The sequence below is a fragment of the Solwaraspora sp. WMMD1047 genome, from assembly GCF_029626155.1.
Classification (GTDB): Bacteria; Actinomycetota; Actinomycetes; order Mycobacteriales; family Micromonosporaceae; genus WMMD1047.
This window is the reverse complement of sequence record NZ_JARUBL010000001.1, coordinates 120280-143083: the sequence shown is the minus strand read 5'-3', so window position 1 is coordinate 143083 and position 22804 is coordinate 120280. Positions and strand designations below refer to the sequence as shown.

The 22804-nt window shown below is 71.1% G+C and carries 18 protein-coding genes; 8 read left to right on the top strand and 10 right to left on the bottom strand.

Annotated features, from left to right (window positions below):
• Positions 1-40: 40 nt before the first annotated feature.
• A complete protein-coding gene (locus O7627_RS00615) occupies positions 41-1297 on the bottom strand; it encodes a beta-ketoacyl-[acyl-carrier-protein] synthase family protein (RefSeq protein ID WP_278091541.1) in 1257 nt (418 codons plus the stop codon).
• A 472-nt stretch (positions 1298-1769) separates the two neighbouring features.
• Between O7627_RS00615 and O7627_RS00610 the strand changes: the two genes are divergently transcribed.
• Complete coding sequence (locus O7627_RS00610) at positions 1770-3926, top strand: BTAD domain-containing putative transcriptional regulator (RefSeq protein ID WP_278091540.1); 2157 nt, start codon at positions 1770-1772, stop codon at positions 3924-3926.
• Between the two features lie 25 nt (positions 3927-3951).
• On the opposite strand, the gene O7627_RS00605 is transcribed toward O7627_RS00610, so the two are convergent.
• Together O7627_RS00605 and O7627_RS00600 are read right to left on the bottom strand one after the other, a co-directional pair.
• Entirely contained in the window at positions 3952-4665 is a 714-nt protein-coding gene (locus O7627_RS00605) for a class I SAM-dependent methyltransferase (RefSeq protein ID WP_278091539.1), read from the bottom strand.
• A gap of 29 nt (positions 4666-4694) precedes the next feature.
• The gene (locus O7627_RS00600; protein WP_278091538.1) at positions 4695-5996 is read right to left on the bottom strand and encodes an activator-dependent family glycosyltransferase; all 1302 of its coding nucleotides are present in this window, start codon (positions 5994-5996) and stop codon (positions 4695-4697) included.
• A gap of 251 nt (positions 5997-6247) precedes the next feature.
• On the opposite strand from O7627_RS00600, the gene O7627_RS00595 reads away from it, so the two are divergent.
• The gene (locus O7627_RS00595; protein ID WP_278091537.1) at positions 6248-7012 is read left to right on the top strand and encodes an NAD-dependent epimerase/dehydratase family protein; all 765 of its coding nucleotides are present in this window, start codon (positions 6248-6250) and stop codon (positions 7010-7012) included.
• Between the two features lie 24 nt (positions 7013-7036).
• Here the strand turns inward: O7627_RS00595 and O7627_RS00590 are convergent, their stop codons facing one another.
• The 4 genes from O7627_RS00590 to O7627_RS00575 are packed head-to-tail and all read right to left on the bottom strand — an operon-like array spanning position 7037 to position 12041.
• Entirely contained in the window at positions 7037-8332 is a 1296-nt protein-coding gene (locus O7627_RS00590; RefSeq protein WP_278091536.1) for an activator-dependent family glycosyltransferase, read from the bottom strand.
• Positions 8333-8364: 32 nt separating this feature from the next.
• On the bottom strand, positions 8365-9672 hold the full coding sequence (locus O7627_RS00585) for an activator-dependent family glycosyltransferase (protein ID WP_278091535.1): 1308 nt from the start codon (positions 9670-9672) through the stop codon (positions 8365-8367).
• 48 nt (positions 9673-9720) lie between these two features.
• The gene (gene rfbH, locus O7627_RS00580; RefSeq protein ID WP_278091534.1) at positions 9721-11025 is read right to left on the bottom strand and encodes a lipopolysaccharide biosynthesis protein RfbH; all 1305 of its coding nucleotides are present in this window, start codon (positions 11023-11025) and stop codon (positions 9721-9723) included.
• A gap of 17 nt (positions 11026-11042) precedes the next feature.
• Complete coding sequence (locus tag O7627_RS00575) at positions 11043-12041, bottom strand: Gfo/Idh/MocA family oxidoreductase (protein WP_278091533.1); 999 nt, start codon at positions 12039-12041, stop codon at positions 11043-11045.
• 261 nt (positions 12042-12302) lie between these two features.
• Here O7627_RS00575 and O7627_RS00570 point away from each other — a divergent pair, with 261 nt between their 5' ends.
• On the top strand, positions 12303-12587 hold the full coding sequence (locus O7627_RS00570) for a hypothetical protein (RefSeq protein WP_278091532.1): 285 nt from the start codon (positions 12303-12305) through the stop codon (positions 12585-12587).
• Between the two features lie 77 nt (positions 12588-12664).
• Here the strand turns inward: O7627_RS00570 and O7627_RS00565 are convergent, their stop codons facing one another.
• Positions 12665-13936 (bottom strand): activator-dependent family glycosyltransferase, encoded by a 1272-nt coding sequence (locus O7627_RS00565; RefSeq protein ID WP_278091531.1) that lies wholly within the window; start codon positions 13934-13936, stop codon positions 12665-12667.
• A 58-nt stretch (positions 13937-13994) separates the two neighbouring features.
• Here O7627_RS00565 and rfbA point away from each other — a divergent pair, with 58 nt between their 5' ends.
• The 5 genes from rfbA (at position 13995) to O7627_RS00540 (ending at position 20154) form a co-directional block, all read left to right on the top strand.
• Positions 13995-14885, top strand: coding sequence for a glucose-1-phosphate thymidylyltransferase RfbA (gene rfbA, locus O7627_RS00560; RefSeq protein WP_278091530.1), 891 nt, complete (start codon positions 13995-13997; stop codon positions 14883-14885).
• 129 nt (positions 14886-15014) lie between these two features.
• Positions 15015-15680 carry an LmbU family transcriptional regulator gene (locus tag O7627_RS00555; RefSeq protein WP_278091529.1) on the top strand — a complete coding sequence of 222 codons (666 nt, stop codon included), beginning with the start codon at positions 15015-15017 and terminating at the stop codon, positions 15678-15680.
• A 71-nt stretch (positions 15681-15751) separates the two neighbouring features.
• A complete protein-coding gene (locus O7627_RS00550) occupies positions 15752-17500 on the top strand; it encodes a fatty acyl-AMP ligase (RefSeq protein WP_278091528.1) in 1749 nt (582 codons plus the stop codon).
• Between the two features lie 77 nt (positions 17501-17577).
• Positions 17578-18687 (top strand): DegT/DnrJ/EryC1/StrS family aminotransferase, encoded by a 1110-nt coding sequence (locus O7627_RS00545; protein WP_278091527.1) that lies wholly within the window; start codon positions 17578-17580, stop codon positions 18685-18687.
• Between the two features lie 30 nt (positions 18688-18717).
• The gene (locus tag O7627_RS00540; RefSeq protein ID WP_278091526.1) at positions 18718-20154 is read left to right on the top strand and encodes an NDP-hexose 2,3-dehydratase family protein; all 1437 of its coding nucleotides are present in this window, start codon (positions 18718-18720) and stop codon (positions 20152-20154) included.
• Between the two features lies 1 nt (position 20155).
• Here O7627_RS00540 and O7627_RS00535 read toward each other — a convergent pair whose 3' ends face one another.
• Together O7627_RS00535 and O7627_RS00530 are read right to left on the bottom strand one after the other, a co-directional pair.
• Positions 20156-21658, bottom strand: a complete 1503-nt coding sequence (locus tag O7627_RS00535; protein WP_278091525.1) for an amino acid adenylation domain-containing protein — start codon at positions 21656-21658, stop codon at positions 20156-20158.
• Entirely contained in the window at positions 21655-22800 is a 1146-nt protein-coding gene (locus tag O7627_RS00530; protein WP_278091524.1) for an acyl-CoA dehydrogenase, read from the bottom strand. Before O7627_RS00530 ends, O7627_RS00535 begins: the two co-directional genes overlap by 4 nt.
• Positions 22801-22804 lie beyond the last annotated feature (4 nt).

Sequence of the window (22804 nt, the reverse complement as noted above, 5' to 3'; positions counted from 1 at the left end):
GGCGAGACGCCGACGTATTCCTACCGGCGCCCCCGGATCGTCACGGGCGCCATCGCCGCGCGATCAGTACGACGTTGTGGCCGCCGAAGCCGAAGGAGTTGCTCATCGCGGTCTCGACCGCGTGTTCCTGTGCCTTGTGCGGCACGAAGTTCATCGCCGGATCCTCGGGATCATCGCAGTTGATGGTCGGCGGCACCACCCCGGTACGGCAGGTCTCGATCATCACCATCGCCTCGATGGCGCCGGCCGCCGCCAGCATGTGCCCGGTCATGCTCTTGGTCGAGCTGACCGGTACCGAGGTGGCGTGCTCGCCGAAGACCCGCCGGAGGACGGCGACCTCGGTCGCGTCGTTGAGTTGGGTGCTGGTGCCGTGGGCGTTGACGTAGTCCACCGAGCCCGGTCCGATCCGCGCCTCCGCCAGCGCCGCCCGCATCGCCCGCTCCACGGCGACCCCGTCGGGCCGGGGCGCGGCGAGGTGGTACGCGTCGGTGCTCGACCCGTAGCCGACGAGCTCGCCGTGGATCCGCGCGCCGCGGCGCACCGCGTGCTCGGCCTCCTCCAACACCAGCAGGCCGGCCCCGGCGCTCATCACGAAACCGTCCCGCTCCCGGTCGAAGGGGCGGGAGGCCCCCTCGGGGTCGTCGTTGCGGCGGGACAGCGCGTTCGCCCGGGCCGCGGTCGCGAGATCGAACCGGGTGAGGGTGTCGTCCGCGCCGCCGGCGACCATCACGTCGGCGCGTCCCGTTCGGATCATCCACATCGCCTCGCCGAGGCAGCTGCCGCCGGTCGCGCAGGCGGTGGCCAGCCCGGCGCCGGGTCCCTCCGCGCCGATGTGCAGCGCGACCTCGGCGGCCGGGCTGACGATGCCGGTGCCGGCGAAGGCGTACGGGCTGATGCCCTTGAAACCGCGGGCGGTGAAGGCGGCGTTCGCGCTGAGGACCGCGGCGGTGGGGGTGCCCACCGACCCGAGCAGGACGCCGACCCTGGGCGCGAGGTCGGCGTCGATCTCCAGGTCGGCGTCGCGCAGGGCGAGTCCGGCGGCGGCCAGCGCCAGCTGCACGGTGCGGGTGGTGCGGTGCACAAGTGGCGCCGGCAGGTGCTCGCCAGCGCGGAAGTCACGCACCTCGCCGCCGATCCGCACCGGCAGGTCGGTCACCTCGAGCTCACTGAGGGTGTTGATGCCGCTGCGGCCGTCGACCAGGTTCGACCAGGTTTCCGGCCAACTCAAACCAACCGGTGTTATCGCGCCGAGGCCGGTGACGACCACCCGGCGGGCGTGGGTTCCGGGCTCTTCCACGACGGGCACCTCGCAAAGGGGAGAGGAAGCTGACGGCACTGTCACGGGCCTTGCGGGCCGCCGCCGAGGGGGGATCGGCGGGCCCGGCGCGGGCCGGCGACGACCGGCCACCCGCGCCTGTCGCAACCGGCTCCACCTGCGATGACCGGCTGGTCAGAGGAGCATGGCGAGCCTCGTACGCCGGTGTCAACCGCGGCCGCGGTGGGTCGCCGAGGAGGCGGATGGGGCCGGCCCACCGCAAACGTCAGATGGCTTTTTATAGCTCCAAAACGGACTAAGAACGGTATGACAGGGCAGGCCCGCAGGCGATGTGAATATGTAACTGCCTCACTAACAAAACCGGCCACGCTAGCTCGTTGCTGTTAGCCTCTGTTAGTCGCTACTCCGGGGGGAGGACGGGTCGGCAGGCCCGTTCGAGCGTACGCATCTTGCCGCATCGGCTGAAGCGGGGGCACATGCATTGGGTGGCACTGTGCAGGTGAGATTGCTCGGCTCCGTCCGGGCCAGCGGCGATGGCGGCGACGTCGACCTCGGCTCGCCCCGGCAGAAGGCGCTCTTCGCGGTGCTCGCCACCCGCGCCCGGCAGGTGGTCAGCCGCGAGGAACTCATCGACGCGGTCTGGGGTGCCAATCACCCGGCCACAGTGGAGAGCAGCGTCTACACCTACGTCGCCCGGCTACGCCGCCGGCTCGAACCCCGCCGTCCCAGCCGAGCGCCGTCGGACCTGCTGGTGCACGTCGGATCCGGCTACTCGCTCCAGCTCGATCCCTGCCAGGTGGACGTGCACGTCTTCGGGGACCAGCTCGAACGTGCCCGACAGCTGGGCGGCAGCGGCGCCGTGCGGGAGTTGGACGCGGCGCTCGCGCTCTGGCACGGTACCGCATTCGGTGGCGCGGTAGGTCCGTTCGCCGAGGCGGAACGGACCCGGCTGGCCGAACTGCAGTTCACCGCGATGGAGGAGCGCATCGCCATCCTCATCGAGCTCGGCCGGCACGCCGAGGTGATCGGCGAGCTGACCGAACTGGTCCGCCGCTACCCGCTCCGGGAGCGGCTGCGCTACCTGCGGATGGTCGCCTTCTTCCGGTCCGGCCGGCGGGTCGACGCACTCGCCGACTTCCGCGACGTCCGCACTCTGCTGATCAGGGAACTCGGCATCGAGCCCAGCGACGACCTGCAGCGTTGCCACCAGCAGATCCTCCGCAACGATCCCGCCCTGCTCGCGACCGGCGCCGAACCCGAGCCGGGCGAGCCGCCGATCGAGATCGGCGAGGCCGCCCCCGCCCAGCTGCCCCGGGTCGTCCCGCCGTTCACCGGGCGGCGGACCGAGCTGGAGCAGCTGCACGCCCTGGTGGCCGAGGCAGAGGCGCAGCACGAGGCCGCGATCGTGTTGATCAACGGGGCACCCGGCGTGGGCAAAACCGCCCTGGCGGTCCGGTTCGCGCACGAGTTGGCCCACCGGTTCGGTGACGGGCAGCTCTTCCTCAACCTGAACGGCTTCTCCGAGTCCGGCCGGCCCACGCCGCCCGTCGAAGCGCTCAACCACCTGGTGTCCGCCCTCGGCGGGGCACCCGTGCCGGACGATCCCGGCTCGGTGGACCTGGAGCGGCAGGCCGGTCGCTACCGGACGATGGTCTCCTCCAAACGGCTGCTGATCGTGCTGGACAACGCCGAGTCCGCCGCCCAGATCCGACCGCTGCTGCCCGGCGGCAGGTCCTGCGTCGTACTCGTGACCAGCCGCAACCGGCTCTCCGGCCTGGCCGCCCGGGACGGCGCGCAGCGGATGACCCTGCGCGGCATGCCGCGCGACGACGGGATGACCCTGATGCGGCGGATCATCGGCCCGTCGGTCGGTCCGAGCGACACCGCCGGCCTGGCCGAGGCTGTCCGGGCCTGCTGCGGCCTGCCGGTCGCGCTCCGGATCGCCGCCGAACGGATCGTCACCAGCTCGGGGCTGGCCTGCGCCGACTCCATCCAGGAGCTGGTCGACGGCCAGAACCTGCTGGACCGGTTGGACGCCGACGGCGACTCGTCCTCCTCGATCCGCAGCCTCTTCTCCTGGTCCTACCGAGCGCTGCCGATGGAGGCGGCCCGGATGTTCCGCACCCTCGGACTGCACGGCGGCGCCGAGATCAGCCTGGCCGCCGCCGCGGCGATGTTGGACGCCAGCGCCAACTGCGCCCGCCAGTCGCTGTACGCCCTGGTCTGCGCGCACCTGCTGGAGGAGGCCGGGCCGGACCGCTACCGATGTCACGAGCTGATGCACGCGTACGCCACCGAACTCGCGGCGGCGGAGGATTCCTATCCGCACCGGCAGACCGTGGTCCGGCGGATGCTCGCCTTCTACCTGGCCGCCGCGAACCGGGCGCTGGCGATGATGCACGGCAAACAGCAGTTGCTGGCCGCGGTCGGCGACGCGGACGGATCGGCCTTCGGCATGGCGGTGACGTTCGGCGTCAGTTCGCCCGAGGAGGCGGCCCGCTGGTTCGAGGTCGAGCTGCCGAACCTGGTCACGGCCGCGGGTCTGGGCCCGGAGTTCGGCGCCCACCACCTGTCCCGCCAGCTCTACCTCGTGGTGCAGCGCTTCCTCGCCGCCCGGACGCCGGCCGGCGCCGACCGGATGACCGGCTGACGCCGCACCCGTACCGGTCACCCGCTCAGTCCCGCACCGCGACGAAGAGCCCGCGCCCGGACGGCCCACCCGGCAGGTACTCGACACCGAGGCCGGCCGACTTGAACGCCAGTTCGTAGCGTTCCCGGCTGAACAGGGTGTTCACGTGCTCCACCACGAAGTGCCGCACCCCGCTGTCGGCATCCGCGACCAGGTAGTGGGCGGCCATCCGGCTGACCGCCCCGTCCCGGACGGTGTGCGAGACCCGGGCGATGGTCCGGCCGTCCACGGTGGCCGCGTCACCGGCGACATAGCCGGGCAGGAAGGTCTCCGGGAACCACCACGGCTCGATCACCACCACCCCACCCGGGACCAGGTGGGCCGCCATCCGGGTGAGGGCCGCGGTCAGCTCGGCGTCGTCGGCCATGTAGGCGATCGAGCTGAACATGCAGGTCACCACGTCGAACGTGCGGTCGAGGTGGAAATCGCGCATGTCGCCGAGGTGCAGCGGCACTCCCGGCAGCCGGCGTCGGGCCGCCTCGATCATGTCGGCCGAGTACTCCAACCCCTCGACCTGGTCGAAGACGTCGGCGAACGCGGCCAGGTGCGCACCGGTGCCGCAGGCCACGTCGAGCAGCGAGGTCGCCGCCGGGTGCCGCTGCCGGGCCAGCCCGGCCACCTGCGCCGCCTCGGCGGGGTAGTCCTTGCCCCGGGCCTGGTAGATCGCGTCGTAAACGTCAGTTAGCCGCGCGTCGTACATCTGGTGGCTCCTTTCTCGCGGCCGGGCCGCTAGCCGACCGGCACCTGGGCGCCGGCGCGATACGTCTCGGTCAACCGCTCCAGCTCTCCGACGAGCTGGTTCGGCGTCGGCAGGGCGAGCAGCTCGGCCCGCAGCCGGCCGGCACCGGCGGCGAACGACGGCTCTCCGACCAGCCGCGCGACCGCGTCCCGGACCCGCTCCCCGGTCACCTCGCTGGTGTGCATCGCCAGCCCGGCGCCCTGCTTGACCAGATGCCGGGCCCGGACCGGGGCGTCCAGGAAGTTGTAGAGGACCAGCTGCGGGATGCCGGCCAGCACGGTGGTGCTGTAGGAGCCACCGCCACCGTGGTTGATCACCGCCGAACAGGTCGGCGCCAACGCGTGCAACGGGACGTAGGTGACCAACCGGACGTTTTCCGGGACCGGTCCCAACTCCTCCTGCTGCCGCTGCGGCAGCGTGGCGACCACCTCGATGTCCAACTCGGCGATCGATTCCAGCAGCTCACCCACGGGTACGGAATAGCCGTCGAAGCGTTCGGTCGCGGCGGTGCCCAGGGTGAGGCAGACCCGGGGCCGCTCCGGCGGCACCCGCAGCCACGGCGGCACCACCGAGACCCCGTTGTACGGCACGTACCGCATCGGCAGGTAGTGCAGGTCCAGGTTCAGGTCGAGGTCCGGGTCCAGCCGCAGGGAGTCCGGGAAGAAGTCGATGGTGAAGTGGCCGCTCGTCATCTCCTCGGCGAACGTGCCGCCGTACCGGCCCACCGAGGCGCCCAGCCAGCGGGCCAGCGCGTCGGCCCGGTCGTCGGACGGCCGGTCGGCACCCAGCCGCAGGAAGTGGCTGCGCATCCGGGCGAAGAGGTCGACACTCCACATCAGACGGGCATGCACCGCGCCGGAGGCGGTCGCCGCGATGGAGGCGGCGAAGGTGGTCTGGTCCCAGATCACCAGATCGGGTTTCCAGGTCCGGCAGAGGGTGACCAGGTCGTCGACCATCGAGTCGTTGATGAGCCGGAACCACCACGGCACGATCTGCTCATAACCCCAGGCGAGATATTCCCAGGTCAGTTCCTCGGGTGGCAGCTCGGCGATACCGAACGGGGGCACCCGGTCCCGGCGCGGGTCAAAGATCGGATACGTACGCATCACCCGGAAGAAACTGTGGTCCTTTCCGACCGGCACCGCGGTCAGCCCGGCCCGGGTGATGACGTCGGTCATCTCCGGCTGGCTCGCCACCCGCACCTCGTGGCCGGCCGTCTGCATTGCCCAGGCCAGGGGCGCCATCAGGAAGAAGTGCGTCTTCTCGGCGTAGGTGGCGAACAGCACGCGCATTCGGTCTTTCCTTTCCGATGAAGACCCATTCGGCCGTTAGCCGACGGCCCGGGACGTTACCCGATCAACGGCGAAAGCCGAACCGTACGGCCGGCTCGCTGGACGGCCCGGAAACACCTCTTCTAGTCTCGCTGGCGGGACACGTCGGCCACTGCGGGCCGACGCGTAATTTGCAATGCGCAGAATATCCGGCGAACAGCCGGTGTCGCCGGACAATCAACGGCGACTGGTCGAAACCGAGGCGGCGCGGCATGGAAATCATCGGGACCGGATTCATCGCGCGACACCTGGCGCCGTTGGCCGGTGCGCACCCGGAGGCCACCGTGCTGGCCGCCGGCGTACCGCTACCGGAGAACCCCGATTCGGAGTACGCGCGGGAGACCGCGCTCGTCGACGAGACGATCGCCCGGTGCCGGGCCGACGACCGGCTGCTGGTCTTCTTCTCCACCGCCGCCGTCGGGCTCTACGGCGGCCGGGGCTGCCAGGGCCGGGAGGATCTGCCGATCCACCCGCCGACCGACTACGGCCGGCACAAGCTCGCCCTGGAACACCGGATCCAGGCGTCCGGTGTCCGGCACCTCACCCTGCGTCTGACCTATGTGGTCGGTCCGCACGGGCGCGACGACCGGCTGATTCCGGCGCTGGTGCAGCAGATCCTCTCCGGCCGCGTCACCGTCTACCAGGGGGCCCGCCGGGACCTGCTGGACGTGGCCGACCTGATCCAGATCATCGACCGGCTGCTGGCCGCCGGGGTCAGCGGCGAGGTGATAAACGTCGCGTCGGGCGAGTCGGTGCCGGTGAGCCTGATCATCGACCACATCGAGGCCCGGCTCGGCGTCTTCGCCGACCGGCGCTACGTCCAGGTGGACGCCCCGCACTGGGTCTCGGTCGAGAAGCTGCGGCGGATCCTGCCGTCGGTCGCCGACCTCGGCTTCGGCCCGACCTACTACCAGGAGGTCATCGACCGCTACTTCGAGCGGGCCGGGCTGGTCGGCCCGGCACCCGGCGACGGCTGACCCGGCCCGGTCAGGGCCGGCCCGTCAGCGGCCGCGGGCCTCGTCCCGGTACAGCTCGGTCAGCTTCTCCAGCTCCGGCACCACGTCGTTCGGCGCCGGCATCGCCAGCATCTGCGCACGCAGCCCCCGCGCCCCGGCCGCCAGCGCGGGGTCGTCCAGCAGCCGCCGCACCGCCTCCCGGACCCGGGGGCCGGTCGCCTCCGTCCGGGGGATCGCCAGCCCCGCCCCCTGACCGGCCAGCCAGCCGGCCAGCAATGGCTCGTCGAACATGTTCGGCACCACCAGCTGGGGGACGCTGTGCAGTGCGGTGGTGAACAGCGTCCCCGGCCCGCCGTGGTTGATCACCACCGAGCAGGTGGCGGCCAGCGCGTTCAACGGCGCGAACGTCACCAGCCGGACATTGGCCGGCACCCGCCCCAACGCCTCCTGCTCGCGTTGCGGCAGCGTCGCCACCACCTCGACGTCGAGGTCGGCCAGCGCGTCCAGCAGGTCGGCGACCGACACCGCGTAGCCGTCGAACCGTTCGGTCGCGGTGGTGCCCAGGGTCAGCGCCACCCGGGGCCGGGGCAGCTCCGACCGCCGCTGCCGCAGCCACGACGGGACGGCCGACCGACCGTTGTACGGCACGTACCGGGTCGGCAGGTAGCGCAGGTCCAGCTCCAGTCCCAGCGCCGGGTCGTGGCGCAGCGAGTCGGGAATGGTGTCGACGGTGAAGTGGCCGGTCGTCAGCACCTCGGAGAACTCCGCGCCGAACCGGGCCACCCGGGAGCCCAGCCAGCGGGCCAGCACGTCCTCCCGCTCACCGGGCGGCTGCGCGTCGTGCAGCCGGCGGAAGTGCCGGCGCATCCGGGCGAACACGTCCACGCTCCACATCACCCGGGCGTGCACGGCGCCCGAGGCGGTGGCCCCGACCGCACCGGCGTAGGTGATCGGCTCCCAGAGCACCAGATCCGGCTTCCAGGCCAGGCAGAACTCGGTCACGTCGGCGATCATCGGATCGTTGACCATCCGCCACCACCAGGGCACCAGGTGGCGGTAGCCGTCGCGCAGGTCGGCCCAGTCGTACCGGCCCAGGTCGCGGTCGGCCAGGTCCAGCAACGGTACGTCGAGCCGCTGGCTGGTCTCCATCCGCTTGACCCGGTAGAGCGGGTGGTCCCGGCTCACCGGCACCGCGGTGAGCCCGGCGCCGGTGATCACCTCGGTCAGCTCCGGGTGGCTCATCACCCGGACCTCGTGCCCCGCGGTCTGCAGCGCCCACGCCAGCGGCACCATGCTCATGAAGTGCGTCTTCTCGGCGTACGCGGTGAACAGGACGCGCATGCTGCCCCCTCAGGTCCGCCGCCGGCGGCGGTTCACTGCCCGCCCCGGGCGGCCAGCGCCTCGTCCCGGTACACCTCGGTCAGCTTCTCCAGCTCCGGCACCACGTCGTTCGGGGTCGGCAGCGCCAGCATCTGCTCGCGCAGGCCGCGCGCGCCGGCCGCGAACGACGGGTCACCGAGCAGCCGCTCGACCCCGGCCCGGACCCGCTCCCCCGTCACCTCGGCCGGCGGAACCGCCAACCCGGCCCCCTGGGCCGCGACCCAGTTCGCCAGCAGCGGCTCGTCGAACATGTTCGGCACCACGAGCTGCGGGACGCTGTTCATCAGGGTGGTGAAGAGGGTGCCCGGACCGCCGTGGTTGATCACCACCGAGCAGGTCGCGGCCAGCGCGTTCAACGGCGCGAACGCCACCATCCGGACGTTGTCCGGAACCCGGCCGCCGAGCACGTCCCGCTCCCGCCGGGGCAGCGTGGCCACCACCTCGACGTCCAGGTCCGCCAGCGACTCCAGCAGCTCGCCGACCGACACCCCGTACCCGTCGAACCGCTCGATGGCGGAGGTGCCGAGCGTCAGCGCGACCCGCGGCCGGTCCAGGCTCTCCCGCCCCTGCCGCAGCCAGTCGGGGACGACCGACGGGCCGTTGTACGGCACGTACCGCTGCTGGACGTAGCGCAGGTCCAGGTCCAGGCCGAGCCCGGAGTCGAACCGCAGCGAATCCGGGATCGGATCGACGGTGAAGTAGCCGGTGGTCAGCACCTCGTCGAACGCGCCGCCGTGGCGGGCCACCCGGGAGCCCAGCCAGCGTCCCAGGATGTCCTCCCGCTTGTCCGGCGGCTGCTCGGCCTGCAGCCGCAGGAAGTGCCCGCGCATCCGGGCGAAGACGTCGACGCTCCACATCAGCCGGCCGTGCACCGCTCCGCACGCGGTGGCGGCCACCGCTCCGGCGAAGGTGAGCGGCTCCCACAGCACCAGGTCCGGCTTCCACTGCCGGCAGAACTCCGTCAGGTCCCCGATCATCGGATCGTTCACCACGCGCCACCACCACGGCACCACGTCGCTGTAGCCCCACCGGACGTGTTCCCAGGTCAGCGCGTCGGGATCGATCTGGCACAGCTCGAAGTCCGGCGCGTCGGGGACGGTCTTGTTCGCCTCGATCATCGCGTCCAGCAGATGGTCCTTGCCGACCGGGACGGCGGTCAGCCCGGCGTTGGTGATGACCTCCGTCAGCACGGGCTGGCTCGCCACCCGCACCTCGTGTCCCGCCGCCTGCAACGCCCACGCCAACGGCACCATGCTCATGAAGTGCGTCTTCTCGGCATGGCTGGTCAACAGCACGCGCATGGCTCTCCTCGACCGGGAATCGTTGTGACGGTACGGCGACGACGCGGGTCAGGAGTTCTTGGCCACGAAGTCGCGGATGCTCTGCGCGATGTAGTCGATCATCTCGCTGGTGAGGCCCGGGTAGACGCCGACCCAGAACGTCTGCTCGGTGATGATGTCGCTGTTGGTCAGGTCGCCGTGCACCCGGTGCGGCCCGTCGGCGTACGCCGGGTGCCGGGTCAGGTTGCCGCCGAACAGGCCGCGGGTGCTGATCCGCCGGTCCTCCAGGAAGGCCACCAACGCGTCGCGGCGGAACGGCGCGTCCGGCAGCACGGTCAGCACGAAACCGAACCAGCTCGGGTCGCTGCGTACGGTCGCCTCCGGCAGCACCAGGCCGGGCAGCCCGTCGAGGGCCTCCCGCAACCGGGTCCAGTTGCGCCGGCGGGCCGCCCCGAACTCGTCCACCCGCTTGAGCTGGCTCAACCCGAGCGCGGCCTGCAGGTCGGTGGTCTTGAGGTTGTAGCCGACGGTGGAGAAGACGTACTTGTGGTCGTAGCCGTGCGGCAGGGTGCCCAGTTGCTGGTCGAACCGCTTGAAGCAGCGGTTGTCCTCACCCGGCTGGCACCAGCAGTCCCGGCCCCAGTCGCGCATCGACTCGACCAACCGGGCGAGCGCCAGGTCACCGGTGAGCACGCAGCCGCCCTCGCCCATGGTGATGTGGTGGGCGGGGTAGAAGCTGACCGTCGCCATGTCACCGAAGGTCCCGCAGAGCCGGCCGTCGTAGTAGGACCCGACCGCGTCGCAGTTGTCCTCGATGAACCAGAGGCCCCGGTCGGCGGCGAGCTGCGCGATCTCCTTCGCCTGGTAGGGGTTGCCGAGCGTGTGGGCGATCATGATGGCCCGGGTCTTCGGCCCGATCGCGGCGGCCACCCGGTCCGGCGTGGTGTTGTAGGTGCCCAGCTCGATGTCGACGAAGACCGGCACCAGGCCGTTCTGCAGGATCGGGTTCACCGTGGTGGGGAAGCCGGCGGCGACGGTGACCACCTCGTCGCCGGGCCGCAGCCGCTGGTCCTCCAGCGGCGGGGTGGTCAACGCGCTGAGCGCCAGCAGGTTCGCCGACGACCCGGAGTTCGTCAGGTGCGCCTTGCGCAGGCCGAAGTAGCGGCCGAACTCGCGCTCGAAGGCGGTCGAGCTCACCCCGGCCGCGATCCGCATGTCGAGGGCCGCCTCGACCAGGGCGACCCGGTCGGACTCGTCGAGCACCGCGCCGGAGGCGAGAATCCGGGTCTGCCCCGGCACGAACTCACCGGTCCCGCCCTTGCTGGCGTGGTACTCGCGTACCTGCTCCAGGATCTGATTCTTGTTGACGGTCATGGCCGTTCGCCTCTCGCTCAGTCCCGGTCACCAGCCAGCCGCCGCACCTGGTCGACGAGCTTCGCCTGGGTAACGATGGTCTCGTCGCTTACCGCACCCCCCGGGGTGCGCACCGCGTCGACGAACGCGGTAAGCGAGTTCACGAACTGGTCGTCGGGCTCCAGGGACCGGCGTTCGTGGTAGTTCTGCTGGTCCACCCGCACCGACGGCCGGTAGCCGGCCGGGGGCGTGAAGACGTGGTCCACCGAGATCCGGCCGGTGCTGCCGAAGAGTTCGTAGTTGGACGTGTAGAGGTGGTCCAGACCGAAGGTGAGCTGTGCGGTCACCCCGTCCGGCCGGCGCAGCAGCACCGCGCCGCCGACGTCGACCTGGACCGCCGGGTCGGGCCGCAGGATCGCTCCGACCACCTCGATCTCGGAGCCGAGGAAGAGCTGGGCGGCCCGGATCGGATAGCCGGCCACGTCGAGCAGTGCGCCGCCGCCGAGTTCGCGGCGGTACCGGATGTCGTCGGCCGGCCGGGGCGGGATGGCGAACGTCGACGAGAAGGTACGCAGCTCACCGATCGCGCCGGCGGTCACCAGGTCCCGGACGAAGGCATGCTGGCTGTGGTGCAGGAACATGTAGTTCTCCCGCAGCACCAGCCCGTTCGCCTTGGCCAGGCCGACCAGTCGGGCGGTCTCCTCGTGGCTGGTGGTGAGCGGCTTCTCGGCGAGCACGTGCTTGCCGGCGGTCAACGCGCGTTCGATCCACTCGGCGTGCAGGCCACAGGGCAGCGGCACGTAGACGACATCGATGTCGGGCTGTTCCAGTAGCTGGTCGTATCCCTCGACGACCCGACCGCCGAACCGCGCGCGCACCGCTTCGGCCTTCGCCGGAGTCCGACTCGCCACCGCCACCAGTTCGATTCCGTCGGTGAGCGCCGCCGCCGGCAGAACGCGTTTGGTGGCGATCGCGGCGCAGCCCAGGACACCGAGCCCGAGTGGGGAGACCTCGCTGCGGTGAAGTTGCAATGGCATGGCTCCCCTATCGGGTGGCGCCCCCAAGGTGTGGACGGTGCGATCGTGTAGTGATTGCCGGTTAGCTGTCAAGGTCGCGCACACCGGGCCGGCCGAATAGCGGATTCGACCGGACGGAATAGGGCCGACTCGACGTCGGGCATCCGGAGCGTACGATGCAGCGGCCTACGGGGAAGGCGCGCCAGTCGCATTCGGCCGTACCGAGAAGGAGTGTTTCCGATGAGTATGGAGAGTTTCAGATCGGCACGGGACGTCGACCCTATGCTGGATTTTGATCCCATTGCCCATTTCGACACCGACACCTGGATCAGGAGCGAGGTCACCCGGGTCTGGAACGAGGCGACCGGCGGCGGCAAGCCACCCGCCGAGGCCCAGATGAGCGACCTCGGCCAGGATCATTTCATCAGTCTGGTCCTGTCGCTGGAGAGCGCGATCAACGCCCCCATCCTGGCCCAGATGCACCGGTTCACCGGCACCACCGTCGAGGATTTCATCGAGTTCGTCGATGAGCTGGCCGGCTCCGGGTCGGCTGACGGGCAGTCCTGATCCGGGCCGCCACCCCGCTGGCGGTGACGGGTCACGTCCCGCCAGCGAGACAGCCGGCGCCGGCCCACCGGGGGCGGTCAGCCCGGCTGACCGGGACCGGGCCGGTACTTGGCGGTCAGCCGCTCCAGCTCCGGCACCAGCTCGTTGGGGGTCGGCATGGCCAGCACCTCCTCGCGGAGCCGACTCGCGCGCTGCCGGAACGATGGCTCGCCGAGCAGCCGCAACACGTGCTCCCGGACGTTCGCCCCGGTCGCCGCGTCGCTGTCGATGGTCAGCCCCGCGCCGTACTCGGTGAGGCTGCGGGCCCGCAGCGGGGCGTCGAAGAGTTTGGGGAGGATGAGCTGCGGCACGCCGTTCAGCATCGGGGTGCAGTACGAACCGCCCCCGCCGTGATGGATCACCACGGAGCAGGTCGGCACCAAGGCGTGCAGCGGTACGAAGGAGACCAGCCGGACGTTGTCCGGAACGCTGCCCAGCCGGGCCTGTTCGCGCTCGGAGACCGTCGCCACCACCTCGATGTCCTCGCCGCCCAGCGCGTCGAGCAGCTCCGCGACCGGCACCTCGTAGCCGCCGAGCCGTTCCGCCGCCGCGGTGCCGAGGGTCAGGCAGACCCGGGGTCGCTCCGGCGGGACCCGCAGCCACGGCGGGATCACCGAGACGCCGTTGTAGGGCACGTAACGGATCGGCACGTGGTGCCCGCCGCCGTCGATCCGCACCGATTCCGGGTGGTAGTCGATGGTGAACTGCCCGGTCACCATCTCCTCGGTGAACTCCACCCCGTGCCGCTCGGCCCGGCCGCCGAGCCACTCGGCGAACGGATCGGCCCGCTTCTGCGGTGGCTGATCGTCGCGCAGTCGCCGGAACTGCTCGCGCATCCGGCCGAAGACGTCGAAGCCCCACATGAATCGGGCGTGTGCGGCGCCGCAGGCGCGGGCGGCGACCGGCGCGGCGTAGGTGATCGGCTCCCAGATGACCAGATCCGGCCGCCATTGGCGGCAGTATTCGGTCAGCCCGTCGACCATCGGGTCGTTGACCACCCGCCACCACCACTGCACCAGTTGCTCGTAGCCCGGCCGGACCCGGTCCCACCGCAACTGTTCCGGCCGCTCGTCGGACATGTCGAACAGCGGTTTGCCCGGCGACACCGTGTTCTCCACCTTCGACAGCAGGTAGAGGCGGTGGTTCCGGCCGACCGGGACGGCGGTGAGCCCCGCTCCGGTGATGACGTCGGTCATTTCCGGTTGGCTGGCCACCCGGACCTCGTGACCGGCGGTCTGCAGGGCCCAGGCCAATGGCACCATGCCCAGGAAGTGGGTCTTTTCGGCTATCGAAGCGAATAGGATTCGCATGTTTCCCTTTCCCTGACGGTATGGTGGCGTGGCTTCGGGGACACAGTGAGGAGATCCGATGAAAGGCATCGTCCTGGCCGGGGGGAATGGCACCCGGCTACACCCGGTGACCATTGCGACGTCAAAGCAACTGCTCCCCATCTACGACAAGCCGATGATCTACTATCCCGTTTCGGTCTTGATGCTGGCCGGCATCAGGGACATCCTGATCATATCGACGCCGGCCAGCCTGCCCGCGATACAGGAACTCTTCGGCGACGGTTCACAGTTCGGGTTGAACATTTCCTACACGCCGCAGCCGGAGCCGCGGGGAATAGCGGAGGCGTTCACCCTCGGGGCAGGATACCTAGCCGGCGAGGAGTGCGCCCTCATCCTCGGTGACAACCTGTTCCACGGTGCGGGGTTCCACGACCTGCTGCACGCGGCCCGGACGGACCTGAGCGGCTGTGTCCTGTTCGGCTACCCGGTCATCGACCCGCAGCGCTACGGCATCGGCGAGGTCGACGACGAGGGACGGCTGATCTCGATCGAGGAGAAGCCGCTCCAACCGCGCTCCGACAACGCGATCACCGGGCTGTACTTCTACCCGCCGGACGTGGTCGAGCTGGCCCGCGGGCTGCGCCCGTCGGCCCGCGGCGAACTGGAGATCACCGACATCAACCGGCACTACCTGGCCGAGGGCCGGGCCCGGCTGGTCGGCCTGGGCCGGGGCTTCACCTGGCTGGACGCCGGCACCCACCAGTCGCTGCTGGAGGCCAGCCAGTACGTCCAGGTGCTGGAGAACCGGCAGGGGGTCCGGGTCGCGTGCCTGGAGGAAATCGCCCTCCGGATGGGATTCATCGACGCAGATCAGTGTTATGACAGAGGCATTCAAATGAGACATTCGCCGTACGGCCGGTATGTAATGGAGGTTGCTAGGGCAATGGCCCCCGCCCTGGCGTCCCGTTGACGGGATTATTGCTGGTCAGAGCAGCCTGGACGAGGTGTCGATTGCCGTATAGAGCACGTCTAGAGCGCGTCCAGTCGACGCCGGCAGAATGCGATCCCACTGACGCCAATTCATGTGAGGGGTGTGCGGATGTCGAACAGAAACGGCGGCGGCAATCTCGTGGTGGAAATGGCCCCATCGGCGCCGAGTCGAGGAGCTTCGATCCCCGGCGAGGTCTCCCGGCTTTCTATCGACGGTACGGCCGCGAAGCGCCGGACCTCCCTCTACATCCCGCAGGGTATGTCCATCGATGCCTGGCGGCATCTGGGCCGGCAGATCTTCATCGTCACCGACGCCTCGGGCTGGTGGCTCGGCGACTGGCTCATCTACGGCCAGGCCCAGTACCCCGGCCGCTACAAGCGGGCCATCGCCGAGACCTCGCTGGACTACCAGACGCTGCGCAACTACGCCTGGGTGGCCCGGCAGTTCAGCCCCGCCCGGCGCCGCAACAAGCTCAGCTTCCAGCACCACGCCGAGGTGGCCAGCCTCTCCGAGGCCGAGCAGGACAAGTGGCTGGACGAGGCCGAACGGTGCTCCTGGTCGCGCAACGAACTGCGCCGCCAACTCAAGGCCAGCCGCGACCCGGAGCACCGGACGCGGGAGGTCATCCACATCCAGATGAACGTGATCGCCGACCAGAAGCGCCGCTGGCAGGAGGCGGCCAAGAGCGAGGAGCTGGACCTGCTGGCCTGGATGTTCAACATCCTCGACCACGCCGCCAGCCGGGCCCTGGAAACCCGGCAGGGCGTCGCCTGACGCCTGCGCGGCCGCTCGCCGGACCCGGGACCGTCTCAGTCGATCGACCGCGCAGGCAGGAAGGGAAGTCCGTGGAGCACCTGTTCGAGGCGATCGCCCGGACGGCGCGCGAGCGCGCGGAGGCGCCGGCGATGACGTTCGTCGACTACCGGGTGCCGAGCGCCTCCGGCCGGCGCGACGGGGTCCCGACCACGCTCACCTACGGCGAGCTCGACCGGCGGGTACGGGCACTCGCCGCCCGGCTGCAGCGGCACTGCGGACCGACCGACCGGGTGGCGGTGCTCTGCCCGCACGAACCGGCGTACGTGATCGGGTTTCTGGCCTGTCTCTACGCCGGCGTGGTCGGCGTGCCGCTGCACGCCCCCGAGGTGGTCCGGGACCGGGCCCGGCTGCGGGCGGTCATCTCCGACTGCCGACCGGAGGGCGTGATCACCACCGGCCGGGCGGCGCCGTCGGTCCGCCAGGTCCTGGCCGACCTCGACCGCCCGCCCCGGCACCTGCTGTACGCGGACGACCCGCCCGCCGGCGACCAGGACGGTGCGCCGGCGGGCGCGGACTGGCGGCCGCCCGAGCTGGCCCCGGAGGCGTTGGCCTACCTGCAGTACACCTCCGGCTCGACCGGCGCCCCGGCCGGCGTGCGGATCAGCCAGCGCAACCTGTCGGCCGCCAACCGCCAGATCCGCGACCACTTCCCGGACTCCGCGGTGACCGCCAGCTGGGTGCCGTTCTTCCACGACTTCGGCCTGGTCTGCGGGCTGCTCAACCCGCTCGCGGCCGGCTCGCACACGGTGCACATCAGCCCGATGGCGTTCGTCCAGGACCCGTACCGCTGGCTGCGGACGATCTCCGACTACCAGGTGGACTGGAGCATCACCCCCAACTTCAGCCTGGCCCAGTGCGTCAACCGGGTCACCGACGAGCAGAAACGCACCCTCGACCTGAGTTCGCTGCGGCTGCTCACCGTCGCGGCCGAACCGGTGCGGGCCGAGGCGGTGGACGCCTTCGTCGCCGCGTTCGCCGACTGCGGGCTGCGGCCCACCGCGCCGACCCCCTGCTACGGCCTGGCCGAGGCGACCCTGCCGGTGACCGCCCCGCCGCTGGACGAGGGAACGGTCGACCGGCACTTCGACCGGGCCGCGCTGGCCGCCGGCCGGGCCGAGCCGCGCCCGGACGGCACGCCCGACACGGTCCGACTCGTCTCCTGCGGCCTGCCCCGGACCGGGGTCTCGGTCCGGGTGGTCGACCCGGCCGCGCACCACCGGCTGGCCGACGGCGAGATCGGCGAGATCTGGGTACGCGGACCGAACGTCGCCGACGGCTACTGGGCCCGCCCGGACCGCACGGCCGAGGTGTTCGCCGGCCGGCTCCGCCCCGCCGCCGCGGACGACACCGACGACGGACCCTGGTTGCGTACCGGTGACCTGGGTTTTCTTCTGGACGGCCGGCTGCACGTGACCGGCCGGCTCAAGGATCTCGTCATCGTGCGGGGACGCAACCACTACCCGGACGACATCGAGATCACCGTGCAGCAGGCCGTCGGGGAACCGAACCCGGGCCTGGCCGCCGCCTTCGCCGTCGACCTGGACGGCACCGAACGGCTGATCGTCCTGCTGGAGGCGAACCGGGACCTGCTCGGCGCGGAGCCGGCCGCCCGGGACGCGACCCGGGCCGCGCTGCGCCGCGAGGTGACCCGGCGACACGGCGTCGACGTCCACGACCTCGTCCTGGTGCGGCGCGGCCTGCTGGCCCGGACGAGCAGCGGGAAGATCCGCCGCGGCACCTGCCGCGACCAGTACCTGCGCGGCGAGTTCCACCCGTAGCCCACCGCGTGCCACCGCTCGACCCGAGTTCCACCCGATGATCCGTGCCCGAAACGACCCCCGAGGTGACGCCGAACATGACCCTTTACGTATGGGGCTATCTGCAGGAGTACGAGAAGGAGCGGGACGACATCCTCGATGCCGTCGACAGCGTGTTCCGCTCCGGTCAACTCGTGCTGGGACGTAGCGTCCGCAAGTTCGAGGCGGCGTTCGCCGAATACCACGGCCTGGCGCACTGCGTCGGCGTCGACAACGGCACCGACGCCATCGTGCTCGGCCTGCAGTCGGTCGGGGTCGGTCCCGGCGACGAGGTGATCACGGTGTCGAACACCGCCGCCCCGACCATCCTCGCCATCGACTCGGTGGGCGCGACGCCGGTCTTCGTCGACGTGCACCCCGACACCTACCTGATGGACGTCGCCCAGGTCGAGGCCGCCATCACCGAGCGCACCCGCTGCCTGCTGCCGGTGCACCTGTACGGCCAGTGTGTCGACATGGCGCCGCTGAAGGCGCTGGCCGACAAGCACGGTCTGGTGATCTTCGAGGACTGCGCCCAGGCGCACGGTGCCCGCCACCACGGCACCATCGCCGGCTCGATGGGGCGGGCCGCCGCCTTCTCGTTCTACCCCACCAAGGTGCTCGGCGCGTACGGCGACGGAGGGGCGGTCATCACCGACGACGCCGAGGTGGAGAGCCGGCTGCGCCGGCTGCGCTACTACGGCATGAAGGACCAGTACTACGTGGTCGAGACCCCCGGGCACAACAGCCGGCTCGACGAGGTGCACGCCGAGATCCTCAGCCGCAAGCTGACCCGGCTCGACGGCTACCTCGCCGACCGGCGGGCGGTCGCCGACCGGTACGCCGAGGCGCTGGCCGACACCGAGATCGTGCTGCCGACGGTCGCCCCGGGCAACGACCACGTCTACTACGTGTACGTCGTCCGGCACCCGCAGCGCGACAGGATCATCGAGGCGCTGAAGGCGTACGACATCTCGTTGAACATCAGCTACCCGTGGCCGGTGCACACGATGACCGGCTTCGCCCACCTCGGCTACCCGACGGGCGCGTTCCCGGTCACCGAGGCCGCCGCCAAGGAGATCTTCTCCCTTCCGATGTACCCCTCACTCTCGATTCAGGACCAGGAAAAGGTTATCGACGCGCTGCGCCGCGTACTGGCGTCGCTGTGAACGCATCGCTGTGAGCGGAAGGAGATCAAGGTGACCAATCAACTCGCCTATCCGGATGGCACCGCACTGGACACCGCGGCGCAGTTCACCCTCTCGGCACTCGCCGCCGATCCGGCGATCTCGGCCGGACTGGCCTTTCACGAATGGTGGGCCGACCGGCACCGCGCCGGCCGGTTCGAGGTGGTCACCATCCCGTTCTCCGAACTGGACAAGTGGCATTTCCGGCCCGACGGCGGCAATCTGGTCCACGAGAGCGGGAAGTTCTTCGCGATCGAGGGGGTCGGGGTCCGCGACGGCGGCACGTCGGACTGGTCCCGACCCATCATCAACCAGCCGGAGATCGGGGTGCTCGGCATCCTGGTCAAGGAGTTCGACGGGGTGCTGCACTGCCTGATGCAGGCGAAGATGGAGCCCGGCAACGTCAACACCCTGCAGCTCTCCCCGACCGTTCAGGCCACCCGCAGCAACTACACCCGCATCCACCGTGGCGGGGACACCCGCTACCTGGAGCACTTCCGCGGCCCGACCCGCGGCGAGGTGCTCGTCGACGTGCTCCAGTCCGAGCAGGGCGCCTGGTTCTGGCACAAGAGCAACCGCAACATGGTGGTCCGGGTGACCGGCGAGGTCCCGGTGCACGAGGACTTCTGCTGGCTGACCCTGCACCAGATCCGGGCCCTGCTCCGGACCGACAACCTGATCAACATGGATGCCCGGACGGTGCTCTCCTGCATGCCGTTCGCGCACCCCAGCGCGCCCGTCGGCCCGGCCGTCGACGCGTTCACCGACGCGCTGCTGCGCTCCTACCAGTCTCCGTCGGCCGGTCCGGCCGCCGCCTCGCTGCACACCCCGGAGGAGGTGCTGACCTGGTTCATCGAGGCGAAGACGAGGTGCGAGTGGACCTCCCGGTTGTTGCCGCTGACCGGGATCACCGGGTGGACCCGGACCGCCGACGAGATCGGCGACGACGAGGGGCGGTCGGCCCGGATCATCGCGGTCCGGGTGGCGGCCGGCAACCGGGAGGTCACCACCTGGACCCAGCCGCTGCTGGCCCCGCGTGACCACGGGCTCGCCGCGTTCCTGGCCCGGCCGATCAAGGGGGTCCTGCATCTGCTGGTGCAGGCCCGACCCGAGCCGGGTCTGCTGGACATCCTCGAAATGGCGCCGACCGTGCAGCTACCCAACTGCGACGGTTCGGCCACCGACTCCGGTACGCCCTTCGTGGACGAGGTGTTCTCGGCCGACCCCGGCCGGGTGCGGTTCGACTCGGTGCTCTCCGAGGAGGGCGGGCGGTTCTACCACTCCCAGACCCGCTACCGGGTGGTCGAGGTGGGCGACGAGTTCCCGGTGGAGGTGCCGGAGAACTACTGCTGGATGACCGTCCGCCAGCTGATGGACCTGCTCCGGCACGGGCACTACCTGAACATCGAGGCCCGCAGCCTGCTGGCCTGCGTACACAGTCTCTGGTGAGTCACCGGCCGGCCGGCACCTGGCTGTCGGTGTCCGCCCGCCGCGCGGACCCGTCGGCCAGCGCCGTCCGGTCGATCTTGCCGTTGCGGGTCCGGGGCAGCTCCGGCACGATCCGGATCTCGCCGGGCACCATGTAGAGCGGAAGCCGCCGCGCCGCGTACCCGCGCACCGACAGCGCCGCCGGCCGGCTGCCGGGCCGACCGACCAGGTGGGCCACCAGGACCGCCTCCACGCCCTGGCCGACCAGCACCACCGCCGCCTCCGCCACGTCCGGGTGGGCGGCCAGCACGGCCTCCACCTCGCCCAGCTCCACCCGGTTGCCGCGCACCTTCACCATGTGGTCGGTCCGCCCGAGGTAGTCGAACCCGCCGTCCGGCAGCACCCGGACGATGTCGCCGGTCGGGTACGGGCCGACCTGCGCCGGCCGCCCCCAGTAGCCGAGCATCACCGTCGGGCCGTCCACCAGTAGTTCGCCCTCGCCGCCCGGCCCGGCCGGGGTGCCGTCGGGCTGCCGCGCCCAGACGGTGTTGCCGCAGCTGGCCCGGCCGATCGGCACCGGCCGGTCCCGGCCGAGGTCGTCGGCGGTCACCTGGTGGAAGGTGCAGACGTTCGTCTCGGTCGGCCCGTAGAGGTTGAGCAGCCGGGCCCGGGTCCAGCCGGCCAGGCTCCGCACGTACGGGATGGGGAACGGCTCGCCGGCGAAGAGAAGCGCGCGCAGCGCCGCCGGTGCCGGCCGGTCCAGCAGCCCGCCGTCGCGGATCATGAAGATCAGCGCGGACGGGACCGAGTACCAGACGGTGATCCGCTCGTCGTGCAGCACGTCCACGAGCGCCTCCGGGGCGTACCCCAGCTCGGCCGGGATCAGCACCACCGCCGCGCCGACGGCGAACGCCGCGTAGAGGTCGAGCACCGACAGGTCGAAGGTCAGCGGGGCGTGGTTGGCGAACCGGTCCGCCGGGACGGCCGCCAGCTCGGTCACTGCCCAGTCGACGAAGGCGCGGGCGTTGCGATGGCTGACGCAGACGCCCTTCGGTCGGCCGGTCGATCCGGAGGTGTAGAGGATGTACGCCAGGTCGTCGGGGCCGACCGGGGTGTGCACCGGCCCGGCCGCGGGTGGTGTCGGCGCGGCCAGGTCGACCCGGGCGACCGTGTCGTCGAGTTCACCGGTGAGCCGGGCCAGCTCGTCACCGCCCGCGCAGACCGCCCGGGCGGCGCAGTCGCCGGCCATCGCGGCCACCCGGGCCGCCGGGGTGGCCCCGGTCGCCGGCACGTACGCCGCGCCGAGCCGCAGGACGGCCTGGGTGGCCACCACCACCCGGGGCGACTTGTCGGCCCAGACGACGACCCGGTCGCCGGCCCGCACCCCACGGTCGGCGAGCACCAGCGCCAGTTCGTCGGCCTGCCGGTCCAGCTCGGCGTAGCTGAGCTCACCGGTGGGGCCGGTGACGGCGGGCCGGTCCGGGTGCCGCCGGGCGGAGTTGCTGAGCAGTTCGTGCAGGCTCACAGACCCACCTCCCGGGCGATGATGTCCCGCTGGATCTCGGTGGTCCCGGAAAAGATCCCCGCCGGGATCGCGTCGCGCAGGCCGGCCTCGATCCCGGTCGGGACGAGGTAGCCGGCGGCCCCGAAGAGGTGGATCGCGTCGAGTCCGTTCGCCACCGCCGCCTCCGAGACGGCCACCTTGGACAGCGCGGCGGCCGCGATCCGGTCGTCGGTGTCCCGGTCCAACGCCCAGCAGGCCCGGTAGAGCAGCAGCCGGGCGGCCTCCAGCCGCTGTTTCATGCCGGCTATCCGGTGCGACACCGCCTGGAAGTCGCCGATGCTGCGGCCGAACTGGCGGCGCTGCCCGGCGTGCCGGATCGCGCGGTGCAGCTGTTCGTCCATCGCGCCCAGGTAGATGCCGAAGAGGCAGGCCCGCTCCCAGCCCATCGAGTGCTGGAACACCGCGCTGCCGCTGCCCTCGTCACCGAGCCGGTAGCGGTCCGGGATCCGGCAGCCGGCGAACTCCACCCGGCCGGCCTGGCAGCCGTGCAGGCCGAGTTTTGCCAGCGGCGGGCTGACCGTGACGCCGGGCGAGTGCCGCGGTACGGCGAACGCGGTGATCCCGAGGTGGCCGGCCGCCGGGTCGGTGACCGCGTAGGTGACGAGCAGGTCCGCGATCGGCCCGTTGCTGACGAACGACTTCACCCCGTCGAGGCGCCAGCCGTCGCCGTCGCGGACGGCCGTGGTGGTCAGCCGGCTGACGTCCGAACCCGCCTCGTCCTCGGTCATCGCGTTCGCGGCGATCAGCTCGCCGCTCGCCAGCCCGGTCAGCAGCTCGGCCCGGGTCGGCTCCGCCGCGAAGTCGCGGATCGGTACGCCGCAGGCGAGCAGGTGCGCGGCGATCGCGAACGCCAGCCCGGTCTCCGCGCCACCCCGGGTGGTCGCCTCCAGGCAGAGCGCGGTGTCCAGCGCGCCGAGCCCGCCGCCGCCGTGCTCGGCGGGCAGGCACAGGCCGGTCAGCCCCAGCTCGGCCGCCACCCGCCACCGCTGACGCGGGGAACGGTCCGCCGACCCCGGCGGTCCGTCGGTGGCGAGCCGGTCGCGGACCGCGCCGGTCAGTTCGTCGAGGCGCTTGCTCTGCTCGGCCGTCAGCCCGAAATCCATCGCC

Excerpts from the sequence above, each read along its gene's own strand:
- O7627_RS00605 (WP_278091539.1), bottom strand. The coding sequence starts at position 4,665 with ATGTACGACGCGCGGCTAACTGACGTTTACGACGCGATCTACCAGGCC.
- O7627_RS00600 (WP_278091538.1), bottom strand. The coding sequence starts at position 5,996 with ATGCGCGTGCTGTTCGCCACCTACGCCGAGAAGACGCACTTCTTCCTG.
- O7627_RS00595 (WP_278091537.1), top strand. The coding sequence starts at position 6,248 with ATGGAAATCATCGGGACCGGATTCATCGCGCGACACCTGGCGCCGTTG.
- O7627_RS00590 (WP_278091536.1), bottom strand. The coding sequence starts at position 8,332 with ATGCGCGTCCTGTTCACCGCGTACGCCGAGAAGACGCACTTCATGAGC.
- O7627_RS00585 (WP_278091535.1), bottom strand. The coding sequence starts at position 9,672 with ATGCGCGTGCTGTTGACCAGCCATGCCGAGAAGACGCACTTCATGAGC.
- rfbH (WP_278091534.1), bottom strand. The coding sequence starts at position 11,025 with ATGACCGTCAACAAGAATCAGATCCTGGAGCAGGTACGCGAGTACCAC.
- O7627_RS00575 (WP_278091533.1), bottom strand. The coding sequence starts at position 12,041 with ATGCCATTGCAACTTCACCGCAGCGAGGTCTCCCCACTCGGGCTCGGT.
- O7627_RS00570 (WP_278091532.1), top strand. The coding sequence starts at position 12,303 with ATGCTGGATTTTGATCCCATTGCCCATTTCGACACCGACACCTGGATC.
- O7627_RS00565 (WP_278091531.1), bottom strand. The coding sequence starts at position 13,936 with ATGCGAATCCTATTCGCTTCGATAGCCGAAAAGACCCACTTCCTGGGC.
- rfbA (WP_278091530.1), top strand. The coding sequence starts at position 13,995 with ATGAAAGGCATCGTCCTGGCCGGGGGGAATGGCACCCGGCTACACCCG.
- O7627_RS00555 (WP_278091529.1), top strand. The coding sequence starts at position 15,015 with ATGTCGAACAGAAACGGCGGCGGCAATCTCGTGGTGGAAATGGCCCCA.
- O7627_RS00545 (WP_278091527.1), top strand. The coding sequence starts at position 17,578 with ATGACCCTTTACGTATGGGGCTATCTGCAGGAGTACGAGAAGGAGCGG.
- O7627_RS00530 (WP_278091524.1), bottom strand. The coding sequence starts at position 22,800 with ATGGATTTCGGGCTGACGGCCGAGCAGAGCAAGCGCCTCGACGAACTG.